Raw genomic sequence first — 23,326 nt, forward strand, 5'->3', positions numbered from 1 at the left:
ACCAAATTCGATCTTGTTGGTTCCCGATGCGATACGAAAAATCCGAAGGGTACGTCCATGACGTGTGCCACAAGGGGATTTCGGGAAACGCCATTGAAAACATGCGCGGGGGCCAGCACATCAGGTGTCCGCGAATACCTCAGGGAGTGATTATTACCCATGTCGCTTGGACAGCAGCTTGCGCCCCATCTTCCCTTCCTGCGGCGCTATGGCCGGGCCCTGACCGGCAGCCAGATGCACGGCGACAAATATGTCCGCGCCACGCTGGAGGCGATCGTCGCGGCCCCGGACCAGTTTCCGCGCGACGTCGATCCGCGGCTGGGCCTCTATCGGATGTTCCAGGGCATCTGGTCGTCGGCCAATTATGACGAACTGGACAATGACGGCATCGACGCCGACGGCAATGAAGGGCTGGCCCGTGCGCGTCTCGCCCGGATGACGCCACTGTCGCGGCAGGCACTGCTGCTGACGGCCATGGAGGGCTTCACGCCCGAGGACGCGGCGTATCTGATCGACGTGGAGCCGAGCGAGGTCGAGAATCTCGTCTCCGAGGCGCTGGCCGAGATTGAGAAGCAGACCCGCGCCCGCGTGCTCATCATCGAGGACGAGCCGATCATCGCGATGGATATCGAGACGATCGTGCGCGACCTTGGCCACGAAGTCACCGGCGTCGCCGTGACCCGCGACGAAGCCGTGGCGCTGGCCATGGAGGACCGCCCCGGCCTGGTGCTGGCGGACATCCAGCTGGCCGACGACAGCTCGGGCATCGATGCGGTCAAGGACATCCTGGCCGAGTTCGAGGTTCCGGTGATCTTCATCACCGCCTTCCCCGAGCGTCTGCTGACCGGCGAGCGCCCGGAGCCGACCTTTCTCATCACCAAGCCGTTCCAGCGGTCGACGGTGAAGGCCGCGATCAGCCAGGCGCTGTTCTTCGACCAGAGCACGGTCCCGGCCGAGTAAGAAAGACCTACAGTTACGGACCCAAAACGGTTGAGAGGCGTTGAGGTAGACATGGCTGATTCCAATGAACCCATTCATGTCGCCAAAGAGGACGCTAGGGCAGGGTCGACGCCGCATGTCACGCGGTACGTCCTGCCCATCTCGCTGGTGCTCGTGATCGCGATCTTCGCCTTTCTGGTGCTGCGCTGACACGGGGCTTTGCGATTAGCCTATTGGGACGGCTGGCTATTTCGGAGTCGGCCTCTTATGTTTCGAAACGGTCGTTGGGTCGGCCGTTTCCGATGATCGGATTTTCATGACGCAGCCACTGACGCGGGACGAATTCGAGGACGACGCACCCGATGCGCCCATCGAGCACGTCGCGCTTCCTGATTCGGAGTTCAAGGCGGAACTGGCGCGCGTCATTCCCCATTTGCGCGCCTTTGGACGCTCTCTGTCGGGCAGCCGCGATCTGGCCGATGATCTAGTGCAGGAAACGCTTCTGAAGGCCTGGGCGGCGCGCAAGCGTTTTCAGGCGGGCACGAACATGCGCGCATGGACTTTCATCATCCTGCGCAACCTGTATCTGTCGCAGATGCGTCGCGCGCGCTTCAAGGGTGAGTGGGATGATCTGGTCGCTGACCGCATCCTGGCGGCTCCGGCGAGCCAGGACCGCCATGTCGAGCTTGGCGATATGCAGCGTGCCTTGATGCACCTGCCGCAGCCGCAGCGCGAGGCGCTGATTCTGGTCGGTGCGGGCGGCTTCGCCTATGAGGAAGCGGCCGAAATCTGCAATGTCGCAGTGGGCACGATCAAGAGCCGCGTGGCGCGCGGTCGCGTCGCGCTGGAAGCGATCCTGACCGACGGTTCCCTGCCCTCGCGTCGCGAGCATGAAACCGACAGCAGCAAGACGGCGCTCGACAGCATCATGGGTGATGTCGATCAGTTGAGCGGCGGGCGGTAAACGCTTCTATTTCTTGGCGTTAATAAATAGCCGTCCCGGTTCTGACCGGGGCGGCTTTTTTGTGTCGATAGACACCGGCTTGACAGTGATGCCGTGACCTTATCCGATCCCGTCATGCGCGTGCTGTCCCTGATCCTCGCCTTTCTGCTGACAGCGGCCACGCCGCCGGTCCCGGACGTCCTGAAACCCTATATCAAGGGGGATCGCTTCGATCCGGGCGATTACAAGTGGATGAAGGGGCGCTTTCCGGACGCGACGCCGGAAGAGAGGGCACAAGACAAGCGGGTCAGCGAATGGCTGATCGCCTGCTATGAAGACGACTTGGCGGCGTTCCGAGTTGAGCTTCGGGCTTTGGGTATCGCCGATCCGAAAATGATCAACACCACCAGTCGCAACCTCCTCTGCTCGCAAGTGGCATCGGCGCCGGATGTGCACCACTGGACGAGCTTTGACGCATTTCAGCGCTCGGTCGACAAGGCCGCGCCGATCGCCGACGCCTATCTGATGGCGGTGAAAGTGGCCAAGGCCATGGGCGCAGCCAAGACGCCTAAATTGCATGACATTCTGATCGCCCGTCCCCTCGCCGAGCAGATGCTGCGGGTAGGTGCGGGTTGGGGCGGAGGGAACATGGCGGGCGCGCCCGCTGTTTCCGACGACGTCCAGGCGGTGATCGTATCGCGACTATTGTTGGCCGCGGGCGTCGAGGATCATGATAACACTGAGTGGCTCAAGGCCTTGGTTACGAAGCAGGGTTGGCCGAAGCGCTCCGAGATCGGCGAGGATGCCGCCGAACAGGCTTGGCTGCTGGTGCAACATGCGGATGCCGATTCGGCCTTCCAGCTCTCATCATTACGCTTGATGGAGCCGCTCATGGCGAAGGGGGACGTTGCGAAAGGCGACTATGCCTATCTGTATGACCGCGTGATGCTGAAGATCACGGGCAAGCAGCGTTATGCGACGCAGGCAACGTGTGACAATGGCAAGCGCGTGCCGCAGCCTCTCGAAGATGAAAAGGCCGTCGACCGGCTGCGTGCGGACGTCGGCCTGGCGCCTGTGGCGGGCTATCTAGCCGCGATGGATCAAACCTATGGTCGCTGCCCACCCGGCCAGCCGCGATAGTCCCTCAGGAGTGTGGTGAACGCCGATCCAGCCGTGCCAGCAACCGCACCCAATGATCCGGCAACCGCACCGGCCGGGAATAGGCCGAGCGGAGCGCGCAGCCGATATCGTCTGTGCGCTGCGGCGCGCGGACGATACGGATATCGCTGGTCCCGGATTCGGTGCTCATCATGGCAACATAACTGATCGCGTCTTGACAAGTTGCAAATGATCTGAATTGCTTTTTCTTAACCTGCTGGAAAGAGTTTCTTCTCAGGCTCACTGCAGAGTAGAAGCGGGCTTATGAATAGCCCGTCCCCTTGCGCCCTGTCCGACGCCGTTGCCCGTGCGCGTCGGCATTCGTCCTTCCTGGCGATGCTGCTCGACCGCGAACCGGAGATCGAGGCGGCGGCGCTGGCGGGCGAGTTGCTCGCGCCGCCCGATGTGGCGAAGGAGCTACCCGTCGGCACCCGGTTGCGGCGTGAACGGCGCGCGCTGGCGCTGACCGTGGCGCTGGGCGATCTGGCGGGCCTGTATGACCTGACCGAGGTGACGCACCGGCTCACCGACTTCGCCGACCGATCGCTCGACCGTGCGATCCGCGCCGCGATCGAGGAGCGGACGCCGGGGGCCGAGCCGGTCGGTTTCGCCGCCATCGCGCTGGGCAAGCAGGGCAGTCGCGAACTCAACTATTCGTCCGACATCGATCCGATCCTGATCTTCGATCCGAAGACGCTGCCCCGCCGCCCGCGCGAGGAGCCGGAGGATGCGGCGGTGCGGATCGGCAAGCGGGTGGTCGAACTGCTGCAGGCGCGCGACGGCGATGGCTATGTGCTGCGTGTCGACCTGCGGTTGCGGCCTTCCCCAGAGGCGACGCCGATCGCGATTCCCGTCGAAGGGGCGATCGCCTATTATGAAAGCCAGGCGCTGACCTGGGAGCGGGCGGCCTTTATCCGGGCGCGGGCGGCGGCGGGGGATCTGGCGCTGGGCCAGCGCTTCCTCGACGCGATCCGCCCGTTCGTGTGGCGGCGCGCGCTGGACTTCGGCGCGGTCGGCGAGATTCGCGACCTGACCCGGCGCATTCGCGACCATCATGCGCAGGGACAGGCCATGGGGCCCGGCTATGACCTGAAGCGCGGTCGCGGCGGCATTCGCGAGATCGAGTTCTTCGCGCAGATTCACCAGTTGATCCATGGCGGACGCGATCCCGCACTGCGGGCGCCCGCCACCCGTGACGCGCTGGCGACACTGGCCGAGGCGGGGCGGATCGATGCGGAGCAGGCGGCGGCGCTGACCGATGCCTATATCCTGCTGCGCACGATCGAGCACCGGGTGCAGATGATCGACGACCGTCAGACCCATCAACTGCCATTGGGCGAGGGGCTGGACCGAGTTGCGCAGCTTCACGGGTTGGCGGATGGCGATGCGCTGGTCGGGCTGCTGGCACCCGTCACCGAACGGGTCGGGCGCTTCTACGACGCGCTCGACGCGGACGAACGACCCCGCCTGCCGCATGATCCGGTCCTCCTGAACGAGCGGCTCGCGGCGGCGGGCTTGCGCGACGTCGAGGCGGCGGCGCGGCGGATCGCGGCATGGCGCGGCGGCGACTATGCCGCGCTGCGCAGCCCGGCGGCACGCGAGGCGCTGGACGCGGTGCTGCCCACACTGGTCGAGGCATTGGCCGACGCGCCCGACCCCGATGCCGCCATCCTGAAGCTCGATTCGCTGTTCGAGCGGATGACGAGTGCGATCAACATCTTCCGCCTGCTGGAGGCGCGACCGGGGCTCGCCAGCCTGACCGTGGCGATCCTCAGCCATGCCGCGCCCCTGGCGGCCGAGCTGGCGCGGCGCCCCGCACTGCTCGATGGGCTGATCGACGCCTCTGCCTTCGAGCCGCTGCCCGCCGTCGCATTCCTCGAACGCGCGATGCGCGGCGGTGAGAGCGGGCAGGATTATCAGGACCGGCTCGATCACGTTCGTCGCGTTGTCGGTGAACTGCGCTTTGCCTTGGGCGCGCAGATCGTCGCGGGGCGGGCCGATCCGCTGGAGGTGGCGGGCGGCTATGCCCGCGTCGCCGAAGCGGCGGTCGGCGTGCTGGCGCAGGCGACGGTCGATCAATTCGTCGCGGCGCATGGCCGCGTGCCGGATAGCGAGCTGGTCATCCTGGCGCTGGGGCGGATGGGCGGCGCGGCGCTGACTCATGCCTCCGACCTTGATCTCGTCTATCTGTTCACCGGCGATTTCGCCGCCGAGTCCGATGGGCCCAAGCCGCTGGGGGCGACGCTCTATTACAACCGGCTGGCGCAGCGGGTGACGGCGGCGCTGTCGGTGCCGACCCAGGCGGGGCCGCTCTATCCGGTCGACACGCGGTTGCGACCCTCGGGCACGCAGGGGCCGCTGGTGGTTTCCGTCGAGAGTTTCGCGAGATATCAGCGCGAAGACGCCTGGACCTGGGAACACATGGCATTGACCCGCGCCCGTCCCATCTTCGGCTCGGCGGACGCGCGCGCGGCGGTGGCCGCGATCGTCGCCGATGTGCTGAACGGCAACCGGCCCGCGCGTGACGTGGCGGCCGAGGCGGGCGAGATGCGCGCGGAGATGGCGCGGCACAAGCCGCCGCAGGGGCCGCTCGACGTCAAGCTGCTTCCCGGCGGTCTGGTCGATCTGGAGTTCGCGGTGCACCGCACGCAGTTGGTCCACCGGATCGGCTTCGACCCCGATCTGGGCCGGGCGATCGGCGCGCTGGTGGCCGAGGGGCTGATGCCGTCGACCATGGCGCAGGCGCATGATGTGCTGACCCAGGCGCTCGTGTCCTTCCGCCTGCTGGTGCCCGATGGACAGGAGCCGCCCGAGCCGACCCGCCCGCTGATCGCGCGCGCCATGGGCCTGCCGGACTGGCCGACGGTGGTTGCCACGCTGGAGGCGACGCGGCAGGAGGTAGCCCGAGTCTGGCAAGGAGTGGACGATGCAGCAGGGTGACGCAATTCCGGCGGTGACGGTCACGACCGCCGACGACGAAAAGCTGGCGCTGGGCGATCTGGCCGGGCCCTTGGTCGTCTATTTCTATCCCAAGGACGACACCAGCGGCTGCACGCGCGAGGCGCAGGACTTCACCGCGCTGGCCGGGGATTTCGCGGGTGCGGGCGTGCGGGTGATCGGCATCTCCAAGGACAGTCCGGCCAAGCATCGCAAGTTCAGCGAAAAGCACGCACTGGCGGTCGAACTGGTCAGCGACGAGGACGGCACGGCCTGTGAGGCGTTCGGCGTCTGGGGCGAGAAGAAGCTCTACGGCAAGACCTATATGGGCATCGAGCGCGCGACCTTCCTGTTCGACCGCGACGGCAAGCTCGCGCAGAGCTGGCGCAAGGTGAAGGTGCCCGGCCATGCCGAGGCGGTGCTAGGGGCGGCGCGCGCGCTTTGACCTCCATTGCCCAAGCCTGCGCCGCCGTCCTGCGCGAAAGCGATCCGCTGGCCAAGGTGCGCGCCGCGCGGGCGGTGGCGCGCGGCTGGCGTCGCGGCGAACTGGCGCATGACTTCGACGTCGCGATGCCCGATGCGCCGGGTCGTCCCGATCGGCCCGAGCTGCTGCCGCCCAACCGGATGCCCAAACGTGGGCGCGGGGGCTCCGAAAAGGGGCGGATCGCGCTGCTCCATGCGCTGGCGCATATCGAGTTCGCCGCGATCGACCTGGCCTTCGACGCGGCGGGGCGGTTCGGCGGGCAGTTTCCCCGCACCTTCGTCGACGACTGGATTTCGGTCGGCGCGGACGAGGCGATGCACTTCGCCGTCCTGCATCGCCGGTTGAAGACGCTGGGATCGGGCTATGGCGAACTGCCCGCCCATGCCGGGCTTTGGGAAGCGGCGGAGGAAACCGCGCATGACGCCATGGCGCGGCTGGCCGTCGTGCCGATGGTGCTGGAGGCGAGGGGGCTGGACGTCACGCCGGAGACGGTCGCGCGCTTCCGCGCCGGGGGTGACGAGGCCTCCGCGCGCATCCTCAACCGTATCTATACCGATGAGATTCGGCATGTCGGATTCGGCGCGAAATGGTTCGGGTATCTGGCGGCGGGGCATGACATCGAGCCCGCCGAACACTGGAGAATGCTGGTCCGCCGCCATTTTCGGGGGGTCGTTAAGCCACCGTTCAACGTTTCGGCGCGCGATACAGCCGGTTTGACGCGCGATTTCTATGCGCCTCTTGCGGACGAGGAACCCATAAAGGCACAAGCTGACCGTCTGTAACGCGGTGGGGCTGCGACACAGCATAGGATGAACGAAGCCGGGCTTTTCCGACTGCGGGATCGTTCGGCGACAAGGGTTCGGGGTTCGATGAATCAACTGCTGTTCTCGGGTAAATCGATTGCATCGCACGTACGCTTCGCACTCATTGCTGCCCTGACGATCGGTTCGTCCAGCCAGATGGCGGCGGCCCATTCGGCTCCCGCCACCGCTCCGGCCCATAGCGCCGGCAAGGCGGTCGGGGGCGAGTTCATCCCCGCCAACAGCGCCGAAGCCTCCGCCGACCTTCGCACCGATCAGCAGTTCCGCACCCTGTTCCAGACCTGGAAGAAGATGGACGCCCGCCCGAACGGCGTGATCGCGATCCCCTCGGTCCATCCGGTCGAAAAGCTCCAGTTCACCAGCAATTTCGGTATCCGCTCCGACCCGTTCCGCGGCACCGCCGCGATGCATGCCGGGGTTGATATTCCGGGTCCGGTCGGCACGCCGATCTATGCCACCGCCGACGGTATCGTCGATCACGCCAGCTGGCAGGGTGGCTATGGCAATCTGGTTGAGATCAACCATGGCAAGGGTATCGCGACGCGTTACGGCCATCTGTCCAAGATCCTGGTCGCCGACGGCGCCCGCGTGACGCGCGGCCAGCTGATCGCGTTGATGGGCTCGACCGGCCGTTCGACCGGCCCGCACCTTCATTATGAAGTCCGCATGGACGGCCATGCCGTCAACCCGATCCCCTTCCTGACCACCGGCGACTATCTGACCGCCTCGCAGGATCATGCGATCCACCAGATTCCCGTCTCCTCCGACGGCCCGGCCGCGCAGGACTGACGGTGCATATTCCTCCCCAAGCTGTGCTTGGGGAGGGGGACCATCGCGAAGCGATGGGGGAGGGGCAGTGGCGCTCGCGACCGAAATCATAGCGGCGTCGACACCCCTCCGTCAGGCCTGACGCCCTGACACCTCCCCTTGCAGGGGAGGAATAGCGGAAGCGGGATTGCCCCGTTCGCCCCTCGCGCCTATCTCACTCCCATGGCCACCAGCATTTCCGAAATCGCGCTGACCCCGGCCGCCGCGGCGCGTGTCGCGACGATCGCCGAGCGGCAGAACAAGCCCGCCATCCTGCGCCTGTCGGTCGAAGGCGGCGGCTGTTCGGGCTTCCAGTATAAATTCGGCCTGGCCGATGCGCCCGCCGATGACGATGCGTTGACGGAGACCGATGGCGTCCGCCTGGTCGTCGACAGCATCAGCTTGGACCTCGTTCGCGGCGCGCAGGTCGATTATGTCGAATCGCTTGGCGGCGCGGCGTTTCAGGTGAAGAACCCCAACGCGGCCTCTGGCTGTGGCTGCGGCACCAGTTTCTCGGTCTGACGTGAAGATCACCACGTACAACGTCAACGGGATCAAGGCCCGTCTGCCCCGCCTGCTCGAATATCTGGCCGAGGCGGATGCGGATGTCGTGTGCCTTCAGGAATTGAAGGCCAGCGACGAGACCTTTCCGATCAAGGATATCGAGGCCGCCGGTTACGGCGCGGTCTGGCATGGTCAGAAGAGCTGGAACGGCGTCGCGGTCCTTGCGCGCGGTGCCCAGCCGGTCGAGCGGCAGCGCGGGCTGGCGGGCGAGGATGAGGACGAACATAGCCGTTACCTCGAATGCGAGGTCAACGGCCTGGTCGTCGCCTCGCTCTATCTGCCCAACGGCAATCCACTACCGGGGCCGAAATTCGACTATAAGCTGCGCTGGATGGAGCGGTTGGCGACCCGGGCACGCGAATTGCTGGCGGAGGAAGTGCCCGCCGTGCTGGCCGGAGATTATAACGTCATCCCCAATGACGACGACACCTTCTCGGTCCCCGCCATGGCGAGCGATGCGCTGATGCAGCCGGAAAGCCGTCAGGCCTATCGCCGGTTGCTGGCGCAAGGGTGGACGGACTCGTTGCGCACGCGCGCGCCCAAGGGCGGGGTATGGACCTTCTGGGACTATCAGGCCGGGTCGTGGCAGCGCGATGCGGGGTTCCGTATCGACCACCTGCTGCTCAGCCCGCAGGCCGCCGACCGGCTGGTCGATGCGGGCGTCGACAAGAGTTATCGCGGGCGCGAAAAGGCCAGCGACCACGCCCCGACTTGGGTAAAGTTGCGGGACCTGTAATTCCTCCCCGGCACGGGGAGGGGGACCATCCGAAGGATGGTGGAGGGGGGCTACGGCGAAGGGTGACCTGCGTGGAAGCCCCCCTCCGTCAGGCCTATGGCCTGCCACCTCCCCGTGCCGGGGAGGATTTTTCTCTAATCCGAGTACGCCCAATGCGCCGTGCCGTTTCCCTTTGGCTGCTGACCCTTGCCCTCACCGCCTGCAACCAGCGGAGCAATGCGGACACGCGTCTTGCCGATGCCGACGCGCAGGAGCGGGCGCGGCAAGAGAAGGTCGCCAAGGACATGGTGTCCCAGACCGAGGATCAGGTGCGGGTGAAAATGCTGGAACAGCGCGTGGCGGCGCTGGAGGCGCAGGTGGCGGCGATGCAGGGGGATCGCAAGCTGCTGGATGCGCAACTGGTCGAGCAGCGGCTGAACCAGATCGAGGCGGGCCGTGTCGATACGCCCAGTCCGTTACCATCGGCGACGCCGACGCCGACGCTTTCCCGGCCAAAGGATCGTGCATCGTCTGCGGCCCCAAAACCGGCCGCGACACCGCCCGCGCGCAAGCCGCTGGTCCTGGACCTGCGTTAATCGGCAGCGCGGGCGGGGAGGGGCGCGCCCCGGCATGGTCGCCGGGACGCGAGCAGGACTTACTTCTTCAGGTGCGCCGAGATGAACTTGTTCATCTCGAACATGGTGCACTTGTCCTTGCCGAACACCTTCTTCAGCTTGTCGTCGGCCAGGATTTCCCGCTTGTTCTCGGGGTTCTGCAGGTTGTTGGCCTTGATATAGTCCCACACCTTGCTGATGACCTGGCTGCGCGGCAGCTTCTCGTTGCCGACGATCGCGCCCAGTTCCTCGGACGGCTGGACCGGTGCGTGGATGCCGGTGCCCGTGGTTGCGGTGGCCATGTTATTCCTTCCCTTAATCCTTCTGCGCCCCGGCCGTTCGGCGGGTCGCGCGTGAATCACGCTTTCTTCAGCGCGTCCGCCTTGTGCGCCGCCTTTCCGCCGTTGTCACTCTCTACTATGTATTGCGGCTCGTCCTTCGACGCACGGACGGTGTGGCCCTTGATCTCGGTATCGCTGGTCTGTTTCTTGACGACCTTGCCCTCGGCGGTGCCGCCATGGCTGTTCCATTCGACATGGTCGCCTTTTTTGAACTCGGTCATCGTCGCTCTCCTGGGGTTGTTGTCGGCATCAATCGCTCGGGGCTTTCGTTGGTTGCACCGGCGCGCGCCACGGGGCATCAGGGCGGCCAGCCCAGGAGACAGGACCCATGAAGACCCGCGCCGCCGTCGCCTTCGAAGCCAAGAAGCCGCTCGAAATCGTCGAACTCGATCTGGAAGGCCCCAAGGCCGGTGAGGTCCTGGTCGAGATCATGGCGACCGGCATCTGCCACACCGATGCCTATACGCTCGACGGTTTCGACAGCGAGGGTATCTTCCCCAGCGTGCTGGGGCATGAAGGCTGCGGCATCGTGCGTGAGGTCGGCGCGGGCGTGACCAGCGTGGTGCCGGGCGATCACGTCATCCCGCTCTACACCCCCGAATGCCGCCAGTGTAAGTCGTGCCTGTCGGGCAAGACGAACCTGTGCACCGCGATCCGTGCGACGCAAGGCAAGGGCCTGATGCCCGACGGTACGACCCGCTTCAGCTATAAGGGGCAGCCGATCTTCCATTATATGGGCTGCTCGACCTTCTCGAACTTCACCGTTCTCCCCGAGATCGCGGTCGCCAAGATCCGCGAAGACGCGCCGTTCGACACCAGCTGCTATATCGGTTGCGGCGTGACGACGGGCGTGGGCGCGGTGGTCAATACCGCCAAGGTCCAGCCGGGCGAGAATATCGTCGTTTTCGGCCTGGGCGGCATCGGCCTGAACGTCATCCAGGGCGCCAAGCTGGCGGGCGCGGGCCGGATCATCGGCGTCGACATCAACCCCGACCGTGAGGAATGGGGCCGCCGCTTCGGCATGACCCACTTCCTCAACTCCAAGGGGCTGAGCCGCGAGGAGACGATCGCCAAGCTGCTGGAACTCACCGATGGCGGCGCGGACTATAGTTTCGACGCGACGGGCAATACCGAGGTGATGCGCACCGCACTGGAATCCTGCCACCGCGGCTGGGGCACCAGCATCATCATCGGCGTGGCCGAGGCGGGCAAGGAGATCAGCACGCGGCCCTTCCAGCTGGTGACGGGCCGCAACTGGCGCGGCACCGCGTTCGGCGGCGCGCGCGGGCGCACCGACACGCCCAAGATCGTCGACTGGTATATGAACGGCATGATCGAGATCGACCCGATGATTACCCACCGGCTGACACTGGAGGAGATCAACAAGGGCTTCGACCTGATGCATGCGGGCGAGAGCATCCGCAGCGTGGTGATCTTCTGATGTTCAGCCATGTCATGTTGGGGGCCGACGACATCGCCGCGGCCAAGCGCTTCTACGACGCGACGCTGGGCGTGCTGGGCGCGCCGGAAGGCGTGGTCGATGCGGCTGGGCGGCTGGTCTATAGCCATAACGGCGCGCGCTTCCTGATCTCCAAGCCGATCAATGGCGAACCCGCCACCTACGCCAATGGCGCTACTCTGGGCTTCGCGATGGAATCGCCCGAACAGGCCGATGCCTGGTACGCGGCGGGCCTGGCGCACGGCGGCACCGCGATCGAGGACCCGCCCGGCATCCGCAACGTGCCTGTCGGCAAGGTCTATCTGGCGTATTTGCGCGATCCGACCGGCAACAAGCTGTGCGCACGGCATCTGGTGGAGGCGAACTGATGTATACCCATGTCATGGTCGGATCGAACGATCTCGCGCGGTCCAAGGCGTTCTACGACGCGCTGTTCGGTGCACTGGGCGGCGAGCCCGGGATGCAGATGGGCGAGCGCCTTCTGTATCGCCACAAGGGCGCGGCCTTCATGGTGACACGGCCGATCGACGGCGAGGCGGCGACCTTCGCCAATGGCGGGACGATCGGGCTGGGCGCGGCCGATCCGGCGCAGCTCGACGCCGCCCATGCGGCGGCCGTGGCACATGGCGGGACCGCGATCGAGGCGCCGGTGGGCGAGCGTCAGACGCCGATGGGTCCGGCCTATCTTGGCTATCTGCGCGACCCGGACGGCAACAAGCTGTGCCTGGGTTGCCGCCTGTCGAAGGCGTGAGCCACGACTATATCCTGACGCTGGCGTGCCAGGACCGGGTCGGCATCGTCGCCGCCGTGTCTGGCGCGCTGGCGGGGATCGACGGGTTCATCCTCGACAGCCAGCAATATGCCGATCTGGAGACGGGACGCTTCTTTCTGCGCATCGTCTTCACCGGGCAGGGGGCACGGTTCCCGGCCTCTGTCGAGGGCGTGCGGGCGGCGCTCGCGGAACCGGCGTCACGCTTCGGCTTCGACTGGCATGTCGCCCCCGCCACCGAGCGGCCCCGGATGCTGATCGCGGTGTCGAAGGGCTCGCACTGCCTGAACGACCTGCTCCATCGCTGGCGGACCAACACGCTGCCGGTCGAGATCGTCGGGGTCGTCTCCAACCATGACGGCCTGCGGCCGTTGGTCGAATGGCATGGCCTGCCCTGGCATCACCTGCCCGTCGACAATAGCAACCGCGCCGAACAGGAAGCGGCGATGCTCGGTCTGATGGAGAGCACGAAGGCCGATTACCTGGTCCTCGCCCGCTATATGCAGGTGCTGGGCGAGCGGCTGGTTGCGGCCTTGCCGGGGCGGTGCATCAATATCCATCACAGCTTCCTGCCCGGCTTCAAGGGCGCGCAGCCCTATCACCGGGCGCACGCACGCGGGGTGAAGCTGATCGGTGCGACCGCGCATTTCGTGACCGCCGACCTGGATGAGGGGCCGATCATCGAACAGGCGGTCGAGCGGGTCGATCACCGCGCCAGCGTCGACGACCTGATCCGCATCGGCCGCGATATCGAGGCGCAGGTGCTGGCCCGTGCGGTCGCCTGGGTGGGCGAGCGGCGGGTGTTCCTCAATGACAACCGGACGGTGGTGTTCCGATGACGATCGAGACGATTTCGACCTCCAAGGCGCATGGCGGCGTGCAGGGCGTCTATGCCCATCAGAGCGGCGCGACCGGCACCCGCATGACCTTCTCGGTCTTCGTGCCCGCGCATGAGGAGGGCGAAAAGCTCCCCGTCCTCTGGTATCTGTCGGGCCTGACTTGCACCCATGCCAATGTCACCGACAAGGGCGAGTATCGTGGGCCCTGCGCCGAGCACCGGGTGATCTTCATCGCCCCCGACACCTCGCCGCGCGGGGAGGGCGTGGCCAATGACGACGCGTACGACATGGGGCAGGGAGCGGGCTTCTATGTCGATGCCACGCAGGAGCCCTGGGCGAAGCATTTCCAGATGCAGACCTATATCGAGCAGGAACTGCCCGCGCTGATCGCCGAGCATTTCCCCATGGCCGATATGGGCGCGCAAGCGATCACCGGCCATTCAATGGGCGGCCACGGGGCATTGACCATCGGGCTTCGCAATCCGGATCGGTTCCGCAGCGTGTCGGCCTTCGCGCCGATCGTCGCGCCCTCTCAGGTACCGTGGGGCGAGAAGGCGCTGGGCGGCTATCTGGGGCAGGACCGGGCGGCATGGCGGCAGGCCGACGCCGTCGCGCTGATCGAGGACGGTGCGCGGGTGCCCGACCTGCTGGTCGACCAGGGCGATGCCGACCAGTTCCTGACCGAGCAACTCCGCCCCGAATTGCTGGCCGAGGCTTGTGATAAGGCGGGGATTGCCCTGACCCTGCGGATGCAGCCGGGTTACGACCACAGCTACAATTTCATCTCCACCTTCATGGCCGATCATTTGGCGTGGGCGGCGGAGCGGCTGCGGCGCTGAGCATCAGTCCCATCCAAGGCTTCGCTCAGGCTAAACGGGGCGGTTGCGAGGGCGGGGGCGTGGGCCGGAACGCAAAGAAGCACTGAACCCAAAATCGTGATGTGGGTTAAGGTGTTGCCCGTTTTGCACCCCGGCAATCGATACGCTATCGCACCGGCTTTGTAGTGAAGGACATGATATGAGCTGCGCGCATGGCGATCCGGAGGATGGCGACCTGATGGGCGCGGATGGCAAGATCGCCGTGCCCGATCATGTCGCCGAAGCCATTCGCACCCTCATCGCCTGGGCGGGGGACGATCCCACGCGTGAAGGGCTGGTCGATACGCCGAAGCGCGTCGCGCGCGCATGGCGCGAATATTGCGCAGGCTATGGCGACGATCCCGCCGTCCACCTGTCGCGGGTGTTCGAGGAGGTCGGCGGCTATGACGAGATCGTGCTGCTGAAGGACATTCCGTTCCAGTCGCATTGCGAACATCACATGGCGCCGATCATCGGCCGTGCGCATATCGCCTATCTGCCGCGCAACCATGTCGTCGGCATCTCGAAGCTCGCCCGCGTGCTGCATGGTTTTGCCCGCCGCTTGCAGGTGCAGGAGCGGCTGACCGCCGAGGTCGCCGACTGTATCTGGGAAAATTTGAAGCCGCTGGGCGTTGCGGTGGTGATCGAGGCGACGCATGGCTGCATGACCTCGCGCGGGGTGCGCACGCCGGGTGTGTCGATGGTGACCAGCCGGATGATGGGCACCTTCCGCGGCGACGAGCGCAGCCGCAAGGAAGTGCTGTCGCTGATGGGCCTGCGCGGATGATCCGCCGCACCGTGCTGGTGACCGGCGCGGCCAAAAGGCTGGGCGCGAGCATCGCCCGGCGGCTGGCGGCGGACGGGCATCGGCCGGTGATCCATTATAATGGCTCGGGCGAGGACGCGGCGGCGTTGGCGAAGGAGCTGGGCGCGCCGATGGTGCAGGGCGACCTGTCGCGGATCGACGAGATTGACACGCTGTTCGCTCGCGTGCGTGCCGCAGCGGGCGGGCCGATTGACGGGCTGGTGAGCAGCGCCTCGTCCTTCGAGTATGATCGCCCCCCGCAAACGGATGCGGGGTTGATGGCCAGGCTCTATGCGATCAACGCCGCCGCGCCCGCCTTGCTCGCCTCGGCGCTGGCGCGGCAGGACGATGTGGCGGACGGCGCGGTGGTCGATATTCTCGACCAGAAGCTGGCGAACCCCAATCCTGATTTCTTCGCCTATAGCTGCGCCAAGTTCGCGCTGGCGGGAGCGAATAGGATGCTGGCGCAGGGACTGGGGCCGCGCATCGCCGTCAATGCGGTGGCGCCGGGCCTGACCCTGCAAAGCGGCGATCAGAGCGACGAAGAGTTCTCGGCGGCATCGGTCAAGAACCTGCTAGGCCGCCCGATCGGCGCAGAGGCGGTAGCGGAGGCTGTATCCTTCCTGCTCACCGCGCGCGGGATCAGGGGGCAGACGCTTTATGTCGATTGCGGCCAGCGCTTCTGCCGCCGCGACGGCGATGTGATGTTCGAGGGACGAGGATGAGCGCGACCTATACCATCCTGCTCGACGATATGAGCGTGGCGATGCGGCTGGGCATCCACCCGCACGAAACCGAGCCCCAGCCGGTCAGCCTGTCGGTGGCGATGACCGTCACCTATCCGTCGGCTCCCCGCGCCGATCGCATCGAGGAAGTGCTCGATTATGACTTCCTGCGCGAAGGGATATTGGCGATGGCGCGCGGCCCCGGCTTCGCGCTTCAGGAAAGCCTGTGCGAAGCGGTGGCGGCGCTGTGCCTGGCCGATGCGCGGGTGGTATCGGTGAAGGTGCGCTCGACCAAGACCGGCATCTATCCCGACGCGCGGGTGGGGTGCGAGATCGATCGGATGCGCTGACGATAACGGCGGTGTCACAGGAATATCACGTCACTGTCATCATTCTGTTGCGAAAGGGGCCGGACCCGTCCTAAGCCGCCGCAAACAGGGCGGAACAGCATGGCGATCAAGTCGAAATCCCAGCGAGCCGGTGTCGGGATCGCCACCGCGATCGTGCTGGCAAGCTGCCCGGCACCCGCGGCTGCCCAGACCGTACAGGAACTGCAGCGGCAGATCGATGAACTCAAGGCGCAGATCAAGGCGCTGACCGATGCCCAGAAGGCGGCGGTCGTCCCCGCAAGCCCGTCGCCCGTTGCGGCGGCACCAACGCCAGCGCCGCAGGTCGCGGCTTCGACGCCTGCGCCATCGCCCAACCCGGCGCCAGCGCTGCCGCAGCGGGTCGCGGTCGTCGCCAAGCCAGCCTCGGCTCGCGCCCCCTGGTATGAGCGGTTTCGCCTGCGCGGCTATACGCAGCTTCGCTACAATGCGATCCTGGACGATCACGAGCCTCTGTCCGATACCGGGTCGCGGCTGCGCTCGGTGCATGACAGCTCGATCAACGACGATGGCGGCTTCCTGCTGCGCCGCGTGCGGCTGGTATTGCAGGGGGATATCACCGACCGGCTGCAACTCTATTTCCAGCATGATTTCGGCGCGGCGGTGAACAACCAGTCGAGCACCGAGCGGCGCGAGAATTTCGGCCAGTTGCGCGACGTCTATGTCGACTGGTTCCTCGACCCCGAACGCCGCCTGCGCCTGCGCTTCGGCCAGTCCAAGTTGCCGTTCGGCTGGGAGAATCTGCAAAGCTCATCCAACCGCCTGCCGCTCGACCGATCCGATGCGATCAACAGCGGCGTCCCCGGCGAACGCGATGTCGGGATGAACGTCTATTACACCCCTGACCATGTCCAGGCGATCTGGGACCGGCTGACCAAGAACAAGCAGAAGCTGTTCGGCAATTACGGTGCGTTCGGTCTGGCGGTCTATAACGGGCAGGGTACCAACCGAACCGAGCGCAATGACAGCCTGATGAAGGTCGCCATGGCCACCTGGCCCTTCGCGCTCGACGGGCTGGAGCCGTTGTTCGAGGGGCAGGTGCTGGAGCTGGGCGGATCGGCGATCTTCAACCGCTATCGCCCTGAATTGCGCAGCGGGATCAGTCCCGTCGAATATCGCGACGACCGGGTCGGCTTCCACGCGATCCTCTATCCGCAGCCCTTCGGCATCCAGACCGAATGGACGACCGGCTGGGGCCCGCAATATGACATGGCCCTGCGCTCGGTGCGCAGCCAGCGGCTCGGCGGTGGCTATGTTCAGCTGATGACCGATCTGGGCAAGACCCCGATCGGCCGGGCCATCCCCTATGTCCGGTGGCAGCGTTATCGCGGCGGGTGGAAAGCCAATGTCGACGCCCCCCGGCTGGAAACCGACGAATGGGAGCTGGGCGCCGAAATCCAGCTGGTAGAGGCGCTGGAACTCACGCTCGCCTATGCCCGGATGGAGCGGCGCGAGGCGGACTCCCGGCGAACCGGCCGGGCGACGGGCGACCTGATCCGGACCCAGCTGCAATTCACCTATTAGACCATGATGACGTTGCATCCGATCAACGCGAGCCCCTCCCCTTCAGGGGAGGGGTTGGGGTGGGGCATCGCCACGAAGGTCACGCTTGCGGCAGCGCCCCACCCCCGGCCCCTCCCCTGAAGGGGAGGGGTGGGTTCATCTCATGGCATCCTGCTATAAACCTCAGTTGCCACCTCTGGTGGTGGTGAAGTCGATCCGAATACGGACCCATTCGCCGATCATCTCCTTGCCGTTGATGCGCGGCGCACGGATGCGGAATTGCCATGCGGCCTCGCGCATCGCGCGACCCAGGCCGGAGCCTAGCGGGGATTCGCCCAGCACCTGGCAATTCTCCACGCGATAGTCCGGGATAGTGCGGCACGCGATCAGGGCCCAGCCGCCATCGGGCGGCGGGCCGCGCAGATAGCCGTTCAGTTCGGCATTGCTCGGACGGCGCGGGAACCATTCGGCATTATAGAGCCGCCGCCCGCCCGGGCCTTCGCCGGGGCCATAGGCCGATGCGCTGTCCTCGCCCCGGTCGTCGCCCTTGCTCGACCCGACGCCCTTGCCTTCGCCCTTGGGGAGGGCCCCGATATCGCCCGCCGCGAACAGCGACTTGTCGCCCCATTGCCACGGGGTGGGCGCGGAGGTGTCGGCCTTTTTCTCGGTCGGCGGGGTGGGGGTGTCGGGGCGCTTTTCCGTAACCGGCGCCTTGGAGCCGCCCGCCGAAGCGGGCTTGCGCGTCGCGGTTCGGGTCTTGGGCACCGGGGCACCCGCCTCCTTGTCGTCGGGTGATACGGAAAAGGTGTTGAGCGACGAGGATTTCTCCGGGTCGATCAGCTTGGGCGCCAGATGGAAGAGCAGCCATGCCAGCAGCAGATGCGCCAGCACGGTGAGCGTGATCGACGCACCGCGCTCCCGCAGCTTTTCGCGGTAGCGTTCGGGGATGAACGCCCAGCGAGACGGAGGGGCGGCGACGCTCATGACGCGGCCACTCCTTCGTCAGACCTACGGCCCGCGACCTCGCCCTTCAGGTCAGGAAGAAACGACGCTCCGATGGCCCGCATGGCGCGTCGTCTTAGCCGAGAAGGGCGGGGCGCATCACGCCCGGTTGGCGGCGGAGAGTACCGCCCTGACGCTGGCGGTGGCGATATCGGTGTCGAGCCCGACACCAAATACGACGCGGCCATCGGGGGTGCGCGCCTCGACATAGGCGGCGGCCTGCGCGTCGGCGCCGTGGCCGATGGCATGCTCGTTATAGTCGATAACTTCCAGGTTGGGCCCGGTCGTATCGGCCAGCGCGGCGATCACGCTGGAGATCAGGCCGTTGCCACGCCCCGAGATCGAACGCTCCTCGCCATCCACCAGCACGCGGCCGATAAAGGTCCGCTGGCCGGTCGAGCCGCTTTCCTCATAGTCGCGCAGCACGAAGCGGTCGCCGTCGCGCGGCAGATAGGTCGCCTCGAACCCGCCCCAGATGTCGGCGGCATTCAGCTCGCGGCTGGTGGCGTCGGCCATCGCCTGGACATGGCGGCTGAAATCGGCCTGGAGCCGCTTGGGCAGCTTCAGCCCCTTGTCCTGTTCGATCACCCAGGCGACGCCGCCCTTGCCGGACTGCGAATTGACGCGAATGACCGCTTCATAGCTGCGGCCCAGATCGGCGGGGTCGATGGGCAGGTAGGGGACTTCCCACAAATCGTCGTTGCGCGCGCTTTGTGCGGCAAAACCCTTCTTGATCGCGTCTTGATGGCTGCCCGAAAAGGCGGTGAAGACCAGATCGCCCGCATAGGGCGTGCGCGGATGGACGGGCAGGTTGGTGCAATAGTTGACCGTGTTCACCACCTCGTCGATGTCCGACAGGTCGAGCTTTGGGTCGACGCCTTGCGTGTACATGTTGAGCGCGACGGTCACGAGATCGCAATTGCCGGTTCGCTCGCCATTGCCGAGCAGACAGCCCTCGACCCGGTCGGCACCCGCCATCACGCCCAACTCGGCCGCCGCGACGCCGGTGCCCCGGTCGTTATGCGTGTGGAGCGAGATGACCACGCAATCGCGGTTCGGAATGTTGCGCCCGAACCATTCGATCTGGTCGGCATAGACATTGGGCGTCGCGCATTCGACGGTCGCGGGCAGGTTCAGGATCAGCGGATGGTCGGGCGTCGGCTTCAGCACGTCCATGACGGCGGCGCAGACTTCGACCGAGAAGTCCAGCTCGGCGGTCGAGAAGGTTTCGGGGCTGTATTCGAAGAACCAGTCGGTGCTGGGGCGCTTGGCCGCTTCGTCGCGCAGGATCTTGGCGCCCTCAATGGCGATCTGGCGCACCTCGTCGCGGGTCATGCCGAAGACGATCTTGCGCCAGGACGGGCTGACCGCGTTATAGAGGTGGACGATGGCGGTGCGCGCACCCTCCAGGCTTTCGAAGCTGCGCTCGATCAGGTCGCGGCGCGATTGCGTCAGGACCTGGATCGTCACGTCGTCTGGGATGCGGTCCTCGCGGATCAGACCGGAGATGAAGTCGAACTCGGTCGCGCCCGCGGAGGGAAAGCCGACCTCGATCTCCTTCAGCCCGACCTTGACCAGCAGGTCGAACATCCGCGTCTTCTTTTCCGCGTCCATCGGGTCGATCAGCGCCTGGTTGCCGTCGCGCAGATCGGTCGACAGCCAGCGGGGCGCGCTCGTGATCGTACGGTTCGGCCATTGCCGATCGGGCAGGGCGATGGTCGGGAAGGGGCGGTATTTGGTCGAGGGATCGCGCAGCATGATCGTCGGGTCTTCCAATATTCTCGGCCGCGTCTGGCCTTTTACGCGGCGGGGACAGGCTTATCGGTTCATTCAGCCCTTAGGGAAGTCGCGCATGGCCACGCCGATCCTCCCCTAAGGGCGGATAAGTCGAAGCGAACGAAGCAGCAGCGCGGCGATCATGGTGGACGGGTTCATGCCGCGTCGGGGCGGCCTTGTCTATATCGCGATTGATGACGGGCGCCTGACACCATCCGTCATTGCGAGCGGAGCGAAGCAATCCAGTGCGTCTTGCCCGTGGCTCTGGATTGCTTCGCTCCGCTCGCAATGACGTACGAAAAGGCGGGGCCGCAGACGTGCGACCCCGCCTTCTATATGGGGATGAAAAGGAATTACTGCGCGGTGAAGGCGGCGTTGATGGTCAGGTCGACCTCGTCACCCACGACCGGCACATAGGCGCCGACGCCAAAGTCCGAACGCTTGATCTTGGCGGTCGCGCGGAAGCCGATGTTCAGCTTCTTCGACATCGGGTTGATGCCCGCGCCGACGAAGGTCGCGTTCAGCGTGACCGGCTTGGTCTGATCCTTGATGGTCAGGTTGCCGGTGATGACCGCCTTGGTGCCCATGACCTTCACGCCGGTCGAGACGAAGCGCGCGGTCGGATAGGTCGCGGCGTCGAAGAAGTCCTTCGACTTCAGATGATTGGCGAAGGGGGCGGCGGTCACCGACAGATCGTTGATGTTGAAGGTCACGTCGACCTTGGCGGCCTGGGGACGGGCCGGGTCGATGGTCAGCGAGCCACCCGACGCGCCGAACTGCCCCTCGAGCATCGAGAAGCCCATGTGGTTCACCGACCAGGTGACCTGGGTATGGGCGGGGTCGACGGCATAGGTGCCCGCGACGACGCGAGAGGCGACGGGCGCGCCCGGCTGGGTCTGGGCGATGGCGGCGGGGGCGGCGATGGTGGCGAGCGCCAGGGCGGCGGGGACGACGAAACGCATGGGTGATACTCCCTGTTGGACTGGGGCCTTTGTGGGCCGTGCGGTGAACGCACGTCAAAGGCCAGAGTCGCAACGATGCGTTTCCGCGTTGAGATGGGGAGGTCTCTACGAGGCTCCGCTGCCCTCCCCCATCCCCTCCCGTTTACGGGAGGGGAGCGTTACTTGGCAGTCATTACGCGCCCCCGAAGCCTATCAAATGGTTGAAAGGTCAGTTGGGGAACGTGTCATAGCTTCTGGGCTCACCCCTCCCGCAAGCGGGAGGGGATGGGGGAGGGCAACGGTGTCTCACCGAGCCCCACCCCCGGCGAACAATCAGTTCTTCGCCTTGTCCACCAGCTTGTTCGCGCCGATCCACGGCATCATTGCGCGCAGTTCGCTGCCGACCTGTTCGATCGGGTGGCGCTTGGCGGCGATGCGGCTGGCCTTCAGCTCGGGCTGGCCTGCGCGGTTGTCGAGGACGAAGTCCTTCACGAAGCGGCCCGACTGGATGTCGGCCAGGACGCGCTTCATTTCCTTCTTGGTCTCTTCGGTGATGATGCGCGGGCCGGTCTTGATGTCGCCGTACTCGGCGGTGTTCGAGATCGAGTAGCGCATGTTGGCGATGCCGCCCTCATACATCAGGTCGACGATCAGCTTCAGTTCGTGCAGGCACTCGAAATAGGCCATTTCGGGGGCGTAGCCCGCCTCGACCAGCGTCTCGAAGCCCGCCTGGACCAGCGCGGTCGCGCCGCCGCACAGCACGGCCTGCTCGCCGAACAGATCGGTTTCACACTCTTCGCGGAAGTTGGTCTCGATGATGCCCGAGCGACCGCCGCCGACGCCGCTGGCATAGGCCAGCGCCACGTCATGCGCATTGCCGCTGGCGTCCTGGTGGATCGCGATCAGGCAGGGCACGCCGCCGCCGCGCACATATTCGCTGCGCACGGTGTGGCCGGGACCCTTCGGCGCGATCATGATGACGTCGATGTCTGCGGGCGGCTCGATCAGGCCGAAATGGACGTTCAGGCCGTGCGCGAAGGCGAGCGCGGCGCCGGGCTTCATATTGCCCTTCAGATCGGCGTCATAGATCGCGGCCTGATGCTCGTCGGGGGCCAGGATCATCAGGATGTCGGCCCAGCCAGCGGCTTCCTTGTTCGACAGGACCTTGAAACCCGCCGCTTCCGCCTTGGCGGCCGAGGCCGAACCGGGGCGCAGCGCGATCGCGACATTCTTGACGCCCGAATCGCGCAGGTTCTGCGCATGGGCATGGCCTTGGCTACCGTAACCCAGGATGGCGATGTTCTTCTCGGAGATCAGGTTCAGATCGGCGTCGCGATCGTAATAGACACGCATTTTAACTTCCTTTTCGAAATGTCCGGGCCGCTTTGGGCCGCTTGATAGTCGGAAAATGTGAGTGGGTCAGGCCGCCTCGGCCCCACGCGAGATCGCGGCGATGCCGGTGCGGGCGACCTCGACCAGGCCGACTTCGCCCATCAGCTCGACGAACTTGTCGATCTTGGCGATGCCCCCGGTGACCTCGAACACGAAGCTGGAGATCGTCGCGTCGACCACGCGGGCGCGATAGACCTCGGCCAGGCGCAGCGCCTCGATCCGGCGGTCGCCGGTGCCCGATACCTTCACCAGCGCCAGCTCGCGTTCGACATGGTCGCCCAGCACGGTCAGGTCGGTGACCTTGTGGACGGGGACCAGCCGGTCGAGCTGGGCGATGATCTGCTCCATCACCGGCGGCGAGGCGCTGGTGACGATGGTGATGCGGCTGACGGCCTTGTCGGCGGTGATCTCCGACACGGTCAGGCTCTCGATGTTATAGCCGCGCGCGGTGAACAGCCCCGCGATCCGGGCGAGGATGCCCGGTTCGTTGTCGACGATCACCGCCAGCGTGTGGCGTTCCACCTGTTCGGTCTTGATGTGCATTTCGTA

At 65.8% G+C, this 23,326-nt stretch carries 28 protein-coding genes; 20 read left to right on the forward strand and 8 right to left on the reverse strand.

The features are described 5' to 3' along the window. The first annotated feature begins 159 nt into the window (after nt 1-159). The 4 genes from AC1GI4_RS15875 (at nt 160) to AC1GI4_RS15890 (ending at nt 3,022) form a co-directional block, all read left to right on the forward strand. The gene (locus AC1GI4_RS15875; protein ID WP_042489968.1) at nt 160-960 is read left to right on the forward strand and encodes a response regulator; all 801 of its coding nucleotides are present in this window, start codon (nt 160-162) and stop codon (nt 958-960) included. Nucleotides 961-1,011: 51 nt separating this feature from the next. Beyond that, the gene (locus AC1GI4_RS15880) at nt 1,012-1,149 is read left to right on the forward strand and encodes a hypothetical protein (protein ID WP_167345411.1); all 138 of its coding nucleotides are present in this window, start codon (nt 1,012-1,014) and stop codon (nt 1,147-1,149) included. Between the two features lie 106 nt (nt 1,150-1,255). Beyond that, nucleotides 1,256-1,903, forward strand: a complete 648-nt coding sequence (locus AC1GI4_RS15885; protein ID WP_294268827.1) for a sigma-70 family RNA polymerase sigma factor — start codon at nt 1,256-1,258, stop codon at nt 1,901-1,903. A 114-nt stretch (nt 1,904-2,017) separates the two neighbouring features. Beyond that, a complete protein-coding gene (locus tag AC1GI4_RS15890) occupies nt 2,018-3,022 on the forward strand; it encodes a DUF6624 domain-containing protein (RefSeq protein WP_479630146.1) in 1,005 nt (334 codons plus the stop codon). Nucleotides 3,023-3,026: 4 nt separating this feature from the next. Here the strand turns inward: AC1GI4_RS15890 and AC1GI4_RS15895 are convergent, their stop codons facing one another. Further along, nucleotides 3,027-3,191 (reverse strand): hypothetical protein, encoded by a 165-nt coding sequence (locus AC1GI4_RS15895; RefSeq protein WP_294268821.1) that lies wholly within the window; start codon nt 3,189-3,191, stop codon nt 3,027-3,029. A 113-nt stretch (nt 3,192-3,304) separates the two neighbouring features. On the opposite strand from AC1GI4_RS15895, the gene AC1GI4_RS15900 reads away from it, so the two are divergent. The 7 genes from AC1GI4_RS15900 to AC1GI4_RS15930 all read left to right on the forward strand — a co-directional run bounded on the left by AC1GI4_RS15900 (nt 3,305) and on the right by AC1GI4_RS15930 (nt 9,964). Continuing rightward, nucleotides 3,305-5,980: a bifunctional [glutamine synthetase] adenylyltransferase/[glutamine synthetase]-adenylyl-L-tyrosine phosphorylase gene (locus AC1GI4_RS15900; RefSeq protein WP_479630147.1), complete on the forward strand. Its 2,676-nt coding sequence runs from the start codon at nt 3,305-3,307 to the stop codon at nt 5,978-5,980. Then, entirely contained in the window at nt 5,967-6,422 is a 456-nt protein-coding gene (locus AC1GI4_RS15905; RefSeq protein ID WP_294268818.1) for a peroxiredoxin, read from the forward strand. The genes AC1GI4_RS15900 and AC1GI4_RS15905 overlap by 14 nt, the downstream gene beginning before the upstream one ends. Continuing rightward, on the forward strand, nt 6,419-7,243 hold the full coding sequence (locus AC1GI4_RS15910) for a ferritin-like domain-containing protein (RefSeq protein WP_294268815.1): 825 nt from the start codon (nt 6,419-6,421) through the stop codon (nt 7,241-7,243). Before AC1GI4_RS15905 ends, AC1GI4_RS15910 begins: the two co-directional genes overlap by 4 nt. Before the next feature lie 87 nt (nt 7,244-7,330). Then, nucleotides 7,331-8,071, forward strand: coding sequence for a M23 family metallopeptidase (locus tag AC1GI4_RS15915; RefSeq protein WP_479630148.1), 741 nt, complete (start codon nt 7,331-7,333; stop codon nt 8,069-8,071). A gap of 201 nt (nt 8,072-8,272) precedes the next feature. Continuing rightward, the gene (gene erpA, locus AC1GI4_RS15920; protein WP_433910102.1) at nt 8,273-8,611 is read left to right on the forward strand and encodes an iron-sulfur cluster insertion protein ErpA; all 339 of its coding nucleotides are present in this window, start codon (nt 8,273-8,275) and stop codon (nt 8,609-8,611) included. A 1-nt stretch (nt 8,612) separates the two neighbouring features. After that, nucleotides 8,613-9,389, forward strand: coding sequence for an exodeoxyribonuclease III (gene xth / locus AC1GI4_RS15925; RefSeq protein ID WP_479630149.1), 777 nt, complete (start codon nt 8,613-8,615; stop codon nt 9,387-9,389). A 152-nt stretch (nt 9,390-9,541) separates the two neighbouring features. Beyond that, on the forward strand, nt 9,542-9,964 hold the full coding sequence (locus AC1GI4_RS15930) for a hypothetical protein (protein ID WP_479630150.1): 423 nt from the start codon (nt 9,542-9,544) through the stop codon (nt 9,962-9,964). A 59-nt stretch (nt 9,965-10,023) separates the two neighbouring features. Here AC1GI4_RS15930 and AC1GI4_RS15935 read toward each other — a convergent pair whose 3' ends face one another. Both AC1GI4_RS15935 and AC1GI4_RS15940 read right to left on the reverse strand, forming a co-directional pair. Further along, nucleotides 10,024-10,284, reverse strand: coding sequence for an SWIB/MDM2 domain-containing protein (locus AC1GI4_RS15935; RefSeq protein ID WP_007405135.1), 261 nt, complete (start codon nt 10,282-10,284; stop codon nt 10,024-10,026). 56 nt (nt 10,285-10,340) lie between these two features. Continuing rightward, the gene (locus tag AC1GI4_RS15940) at nt 10,341-10,544 is read right to left on the reverse strand and encodes a hypervirulence associated TUDOR domain-containing protein (RefSeq protein WP_058744903.1); all 204 of its coding nucleotides are present in this window, start codon (nt 10,542-10,544) and stop codon (nt 10,341-10,343) included. A 107-nt stretch (nt 10,545-10,651) separates the two neighbouring features. Between AC1GI4_RS15940 and AC1GI4_RS15945 the strand changes: the two genes are divergently transcribed. The 9 genes from AC1GI4_RS15945 (at nt 10,652) to AC1GI4_RS15985 (ending at nt 17,687) form a co-directional block, all read left to right on the forward strand. Further along, nucleotides 10,652-11,764, forward strand: coding sequence for an S-(hydroxymethyl)glutathione dehydrogenase/class III alcohol dehydrogenase (locus tag AC1GI4_RS15945; protein ID WP_479630151.1), 1,113 nt, complete (start codon nt 10,652-10,654; stop codon nt 11,762-11,764). Further along, a complete protein-coding gene (locus AC1GI4_RS15950) occupies nt 11,764-12,150 on the forward strand; it encodes a VOC family protein (protein WP_294268806.1) in 387 nt (128 codons plus the stop codon). The genes AC1GI4_RS15945 and AC1GI4_RS15950 overlap by 1 nt, the downstream gene beginning before the upstream one ends. Next, nucleotides 12,150-12,533 carry a VOC family protein gene (locus tag AC1GI4_RS15955; protein ID WP_294268804.1) on the forward strand — a complete coding sequence of 128 codons (384 nt, stop codon included), beginning with the start codon at nt 12,150-12,152 and terminating at the stop codon, nt 12,531-12,533. Before AC1GI4_RS15950 ends, AC1GI4_RS15955 begins: the two co-directional genes overlap by 1 nt. Next, entirely contained in the window at nt 12,530-13,390 is an 861-nt protein-coding gene (purU, locus tag AC1GI4_RS15960) for a formyltetrahydrofolate deformylase (protein ID WP_479630152.1), read from the forward strand. Before AC1GI4_RS15955 ends, purU begins: the two co-directional genes overlap by 4 nt. Further along, nucleotides 13,387-14,229, forward strand: coding sequence for an S-formylglutathione hydrolase (fghA, locus tag AC1GI4_RS15965; protein ID WP_479630153.1), 843 nt, complete (start codon nt 13,387-13,389; stop codon nt 14,227-14,229). Before purU ends, fghA begins: the two co-directional genes overlap by 4 nt. A gap of 178 nt (nt 14,230-14,407) precedes the next feature. Further along, nucleotides 14,408-15,034: a GTP cyclohydrolase I FolE gene (gene folE / locus AC1GI4_RS15970; protein ID WP_479630154.1), complete on the forward strand. Its 627-nt coding sequence runs from the start codon at nt 14,408-14,410 to the stop codon at nt 15,032-15,034. Further along, entirely contained in the window at nt 15,031-15,777 is a 747-nt protein-coding gene (locus tag AC1GI4_RS15975; protein ID WP_479630155.1) for an SDR family oxidoreductase, read from the forward strand. The genes folE and AC1GI4_RS15975 overlap by 4 nt, the downstream gene beginning before the upstream one ends. Further along, nucleotides 15,774-16,127, forward strand: a complete 354-nt coding sequence (locus AC1GI4_RS15980) for a dihydroneopterin aldolase (protein ID WP_479630156.1) — start codon at nt 15,774-15,776, stop codon at nt 16,125-16,127. The genes AC1GI4_RS15975 and AC1GI4_RS15980 overlap by 4 nt, the downstream gene beginning before the upstream one ends. Nucleotides 16,128-16,226: 99 nt before the next feature. After that, nucleotides 16,227-17,687 (forward strand): porin, encoded by a 1,461-nt coding sequence (locus AC1GI4_RS15985; protein ID WP_479630157.1) that lies wholly within the window; start codon nt 16,227-16,229, stop codon nt 17,685-17,687. Between the two features lie 162 nt (nt 17,688-17,849). On the opposite strand, the gene AC1GI4_RS15990 is transcribed toward AC1GI4_RS15985, so the two are convergent. The 5 genes from AC1GI4_RS15990 to ilvN all read right to left on the reverse strand — a co-directional run bounded on the left by AC1GI4_RS15990 (nt 17,850) and on the right by ilvN (nt 23,320). Continuing rightward, nucleotides 17,850-18,650 carry a hypothetical protein gene (locus AC1GI4_RS15990; protein WP_433910113.1) on the reverse strand — a complete coding sequence of 267 codons (801 nt, stop codon included), beginning with the start codon at nt 18,648-18,650 and terminating at the stop codon, nt 17,850-17,852. Nucleotides 18,651-18,767: 117 nt separating this feature from the next. Then, complete coding sequence (gene leuA / locus AC1GI4_RS15995) at nt 18,768-20,426, reverse strand: 2-isopropylmalate synthase (RefSeq protein WP_479630158.1); 1,659 nt, start codon at nt 20,424-20,426, stop codon at nt 18,768-18,770. Between the two features lie 371 nt (nt 20,427-20,797). Then, nucleotides 20,798-21,406: a YceI family protein gene (locus AC1GI4_RS16000; RefSeq protein ID WP_433910115.1), complete on the reverse strand. Its 609-nt coding sequence runs from the start codon at nt 21,404-21,406 to the stop codon at nt 20,798-20,800. A 312-nt stretch (nt 21,407-21,718) separates the two neighbouring features. After that, nucleotides 21,719-22,795, reverse strand: a complete 1,077-nt coding sequence (ilvC, locus tag AC1GI4_RS16005; RefSeq protein WP_479630437.1) for a ketol-acid reductoisomerase — start codon at nt 22,793-22,795, stop codon at nt 21,719-21,721. A 9-nt stretch (nt 22,796-22,804) separates the two neighbouring features. After that, the gene (gene ilvN / locus AC1GI4_RS16010; RefSeq protein ID WP_076709953.1) at nt 22,805-23,320 is read right to left on the reverse strand and encodes an acetolactate synthase small subunit; all 516 of its coding nucleotides are present in this window, start codon (nt 23,318-23,320) and stop codon (nt 22,805-22,807) included. Between the last annotated feature and the right edge of the window lie 6 nt (nt 23,321-23,326).

This window comes from Sphingomonas sp. 77B (genome assembly GCF_056497825.1).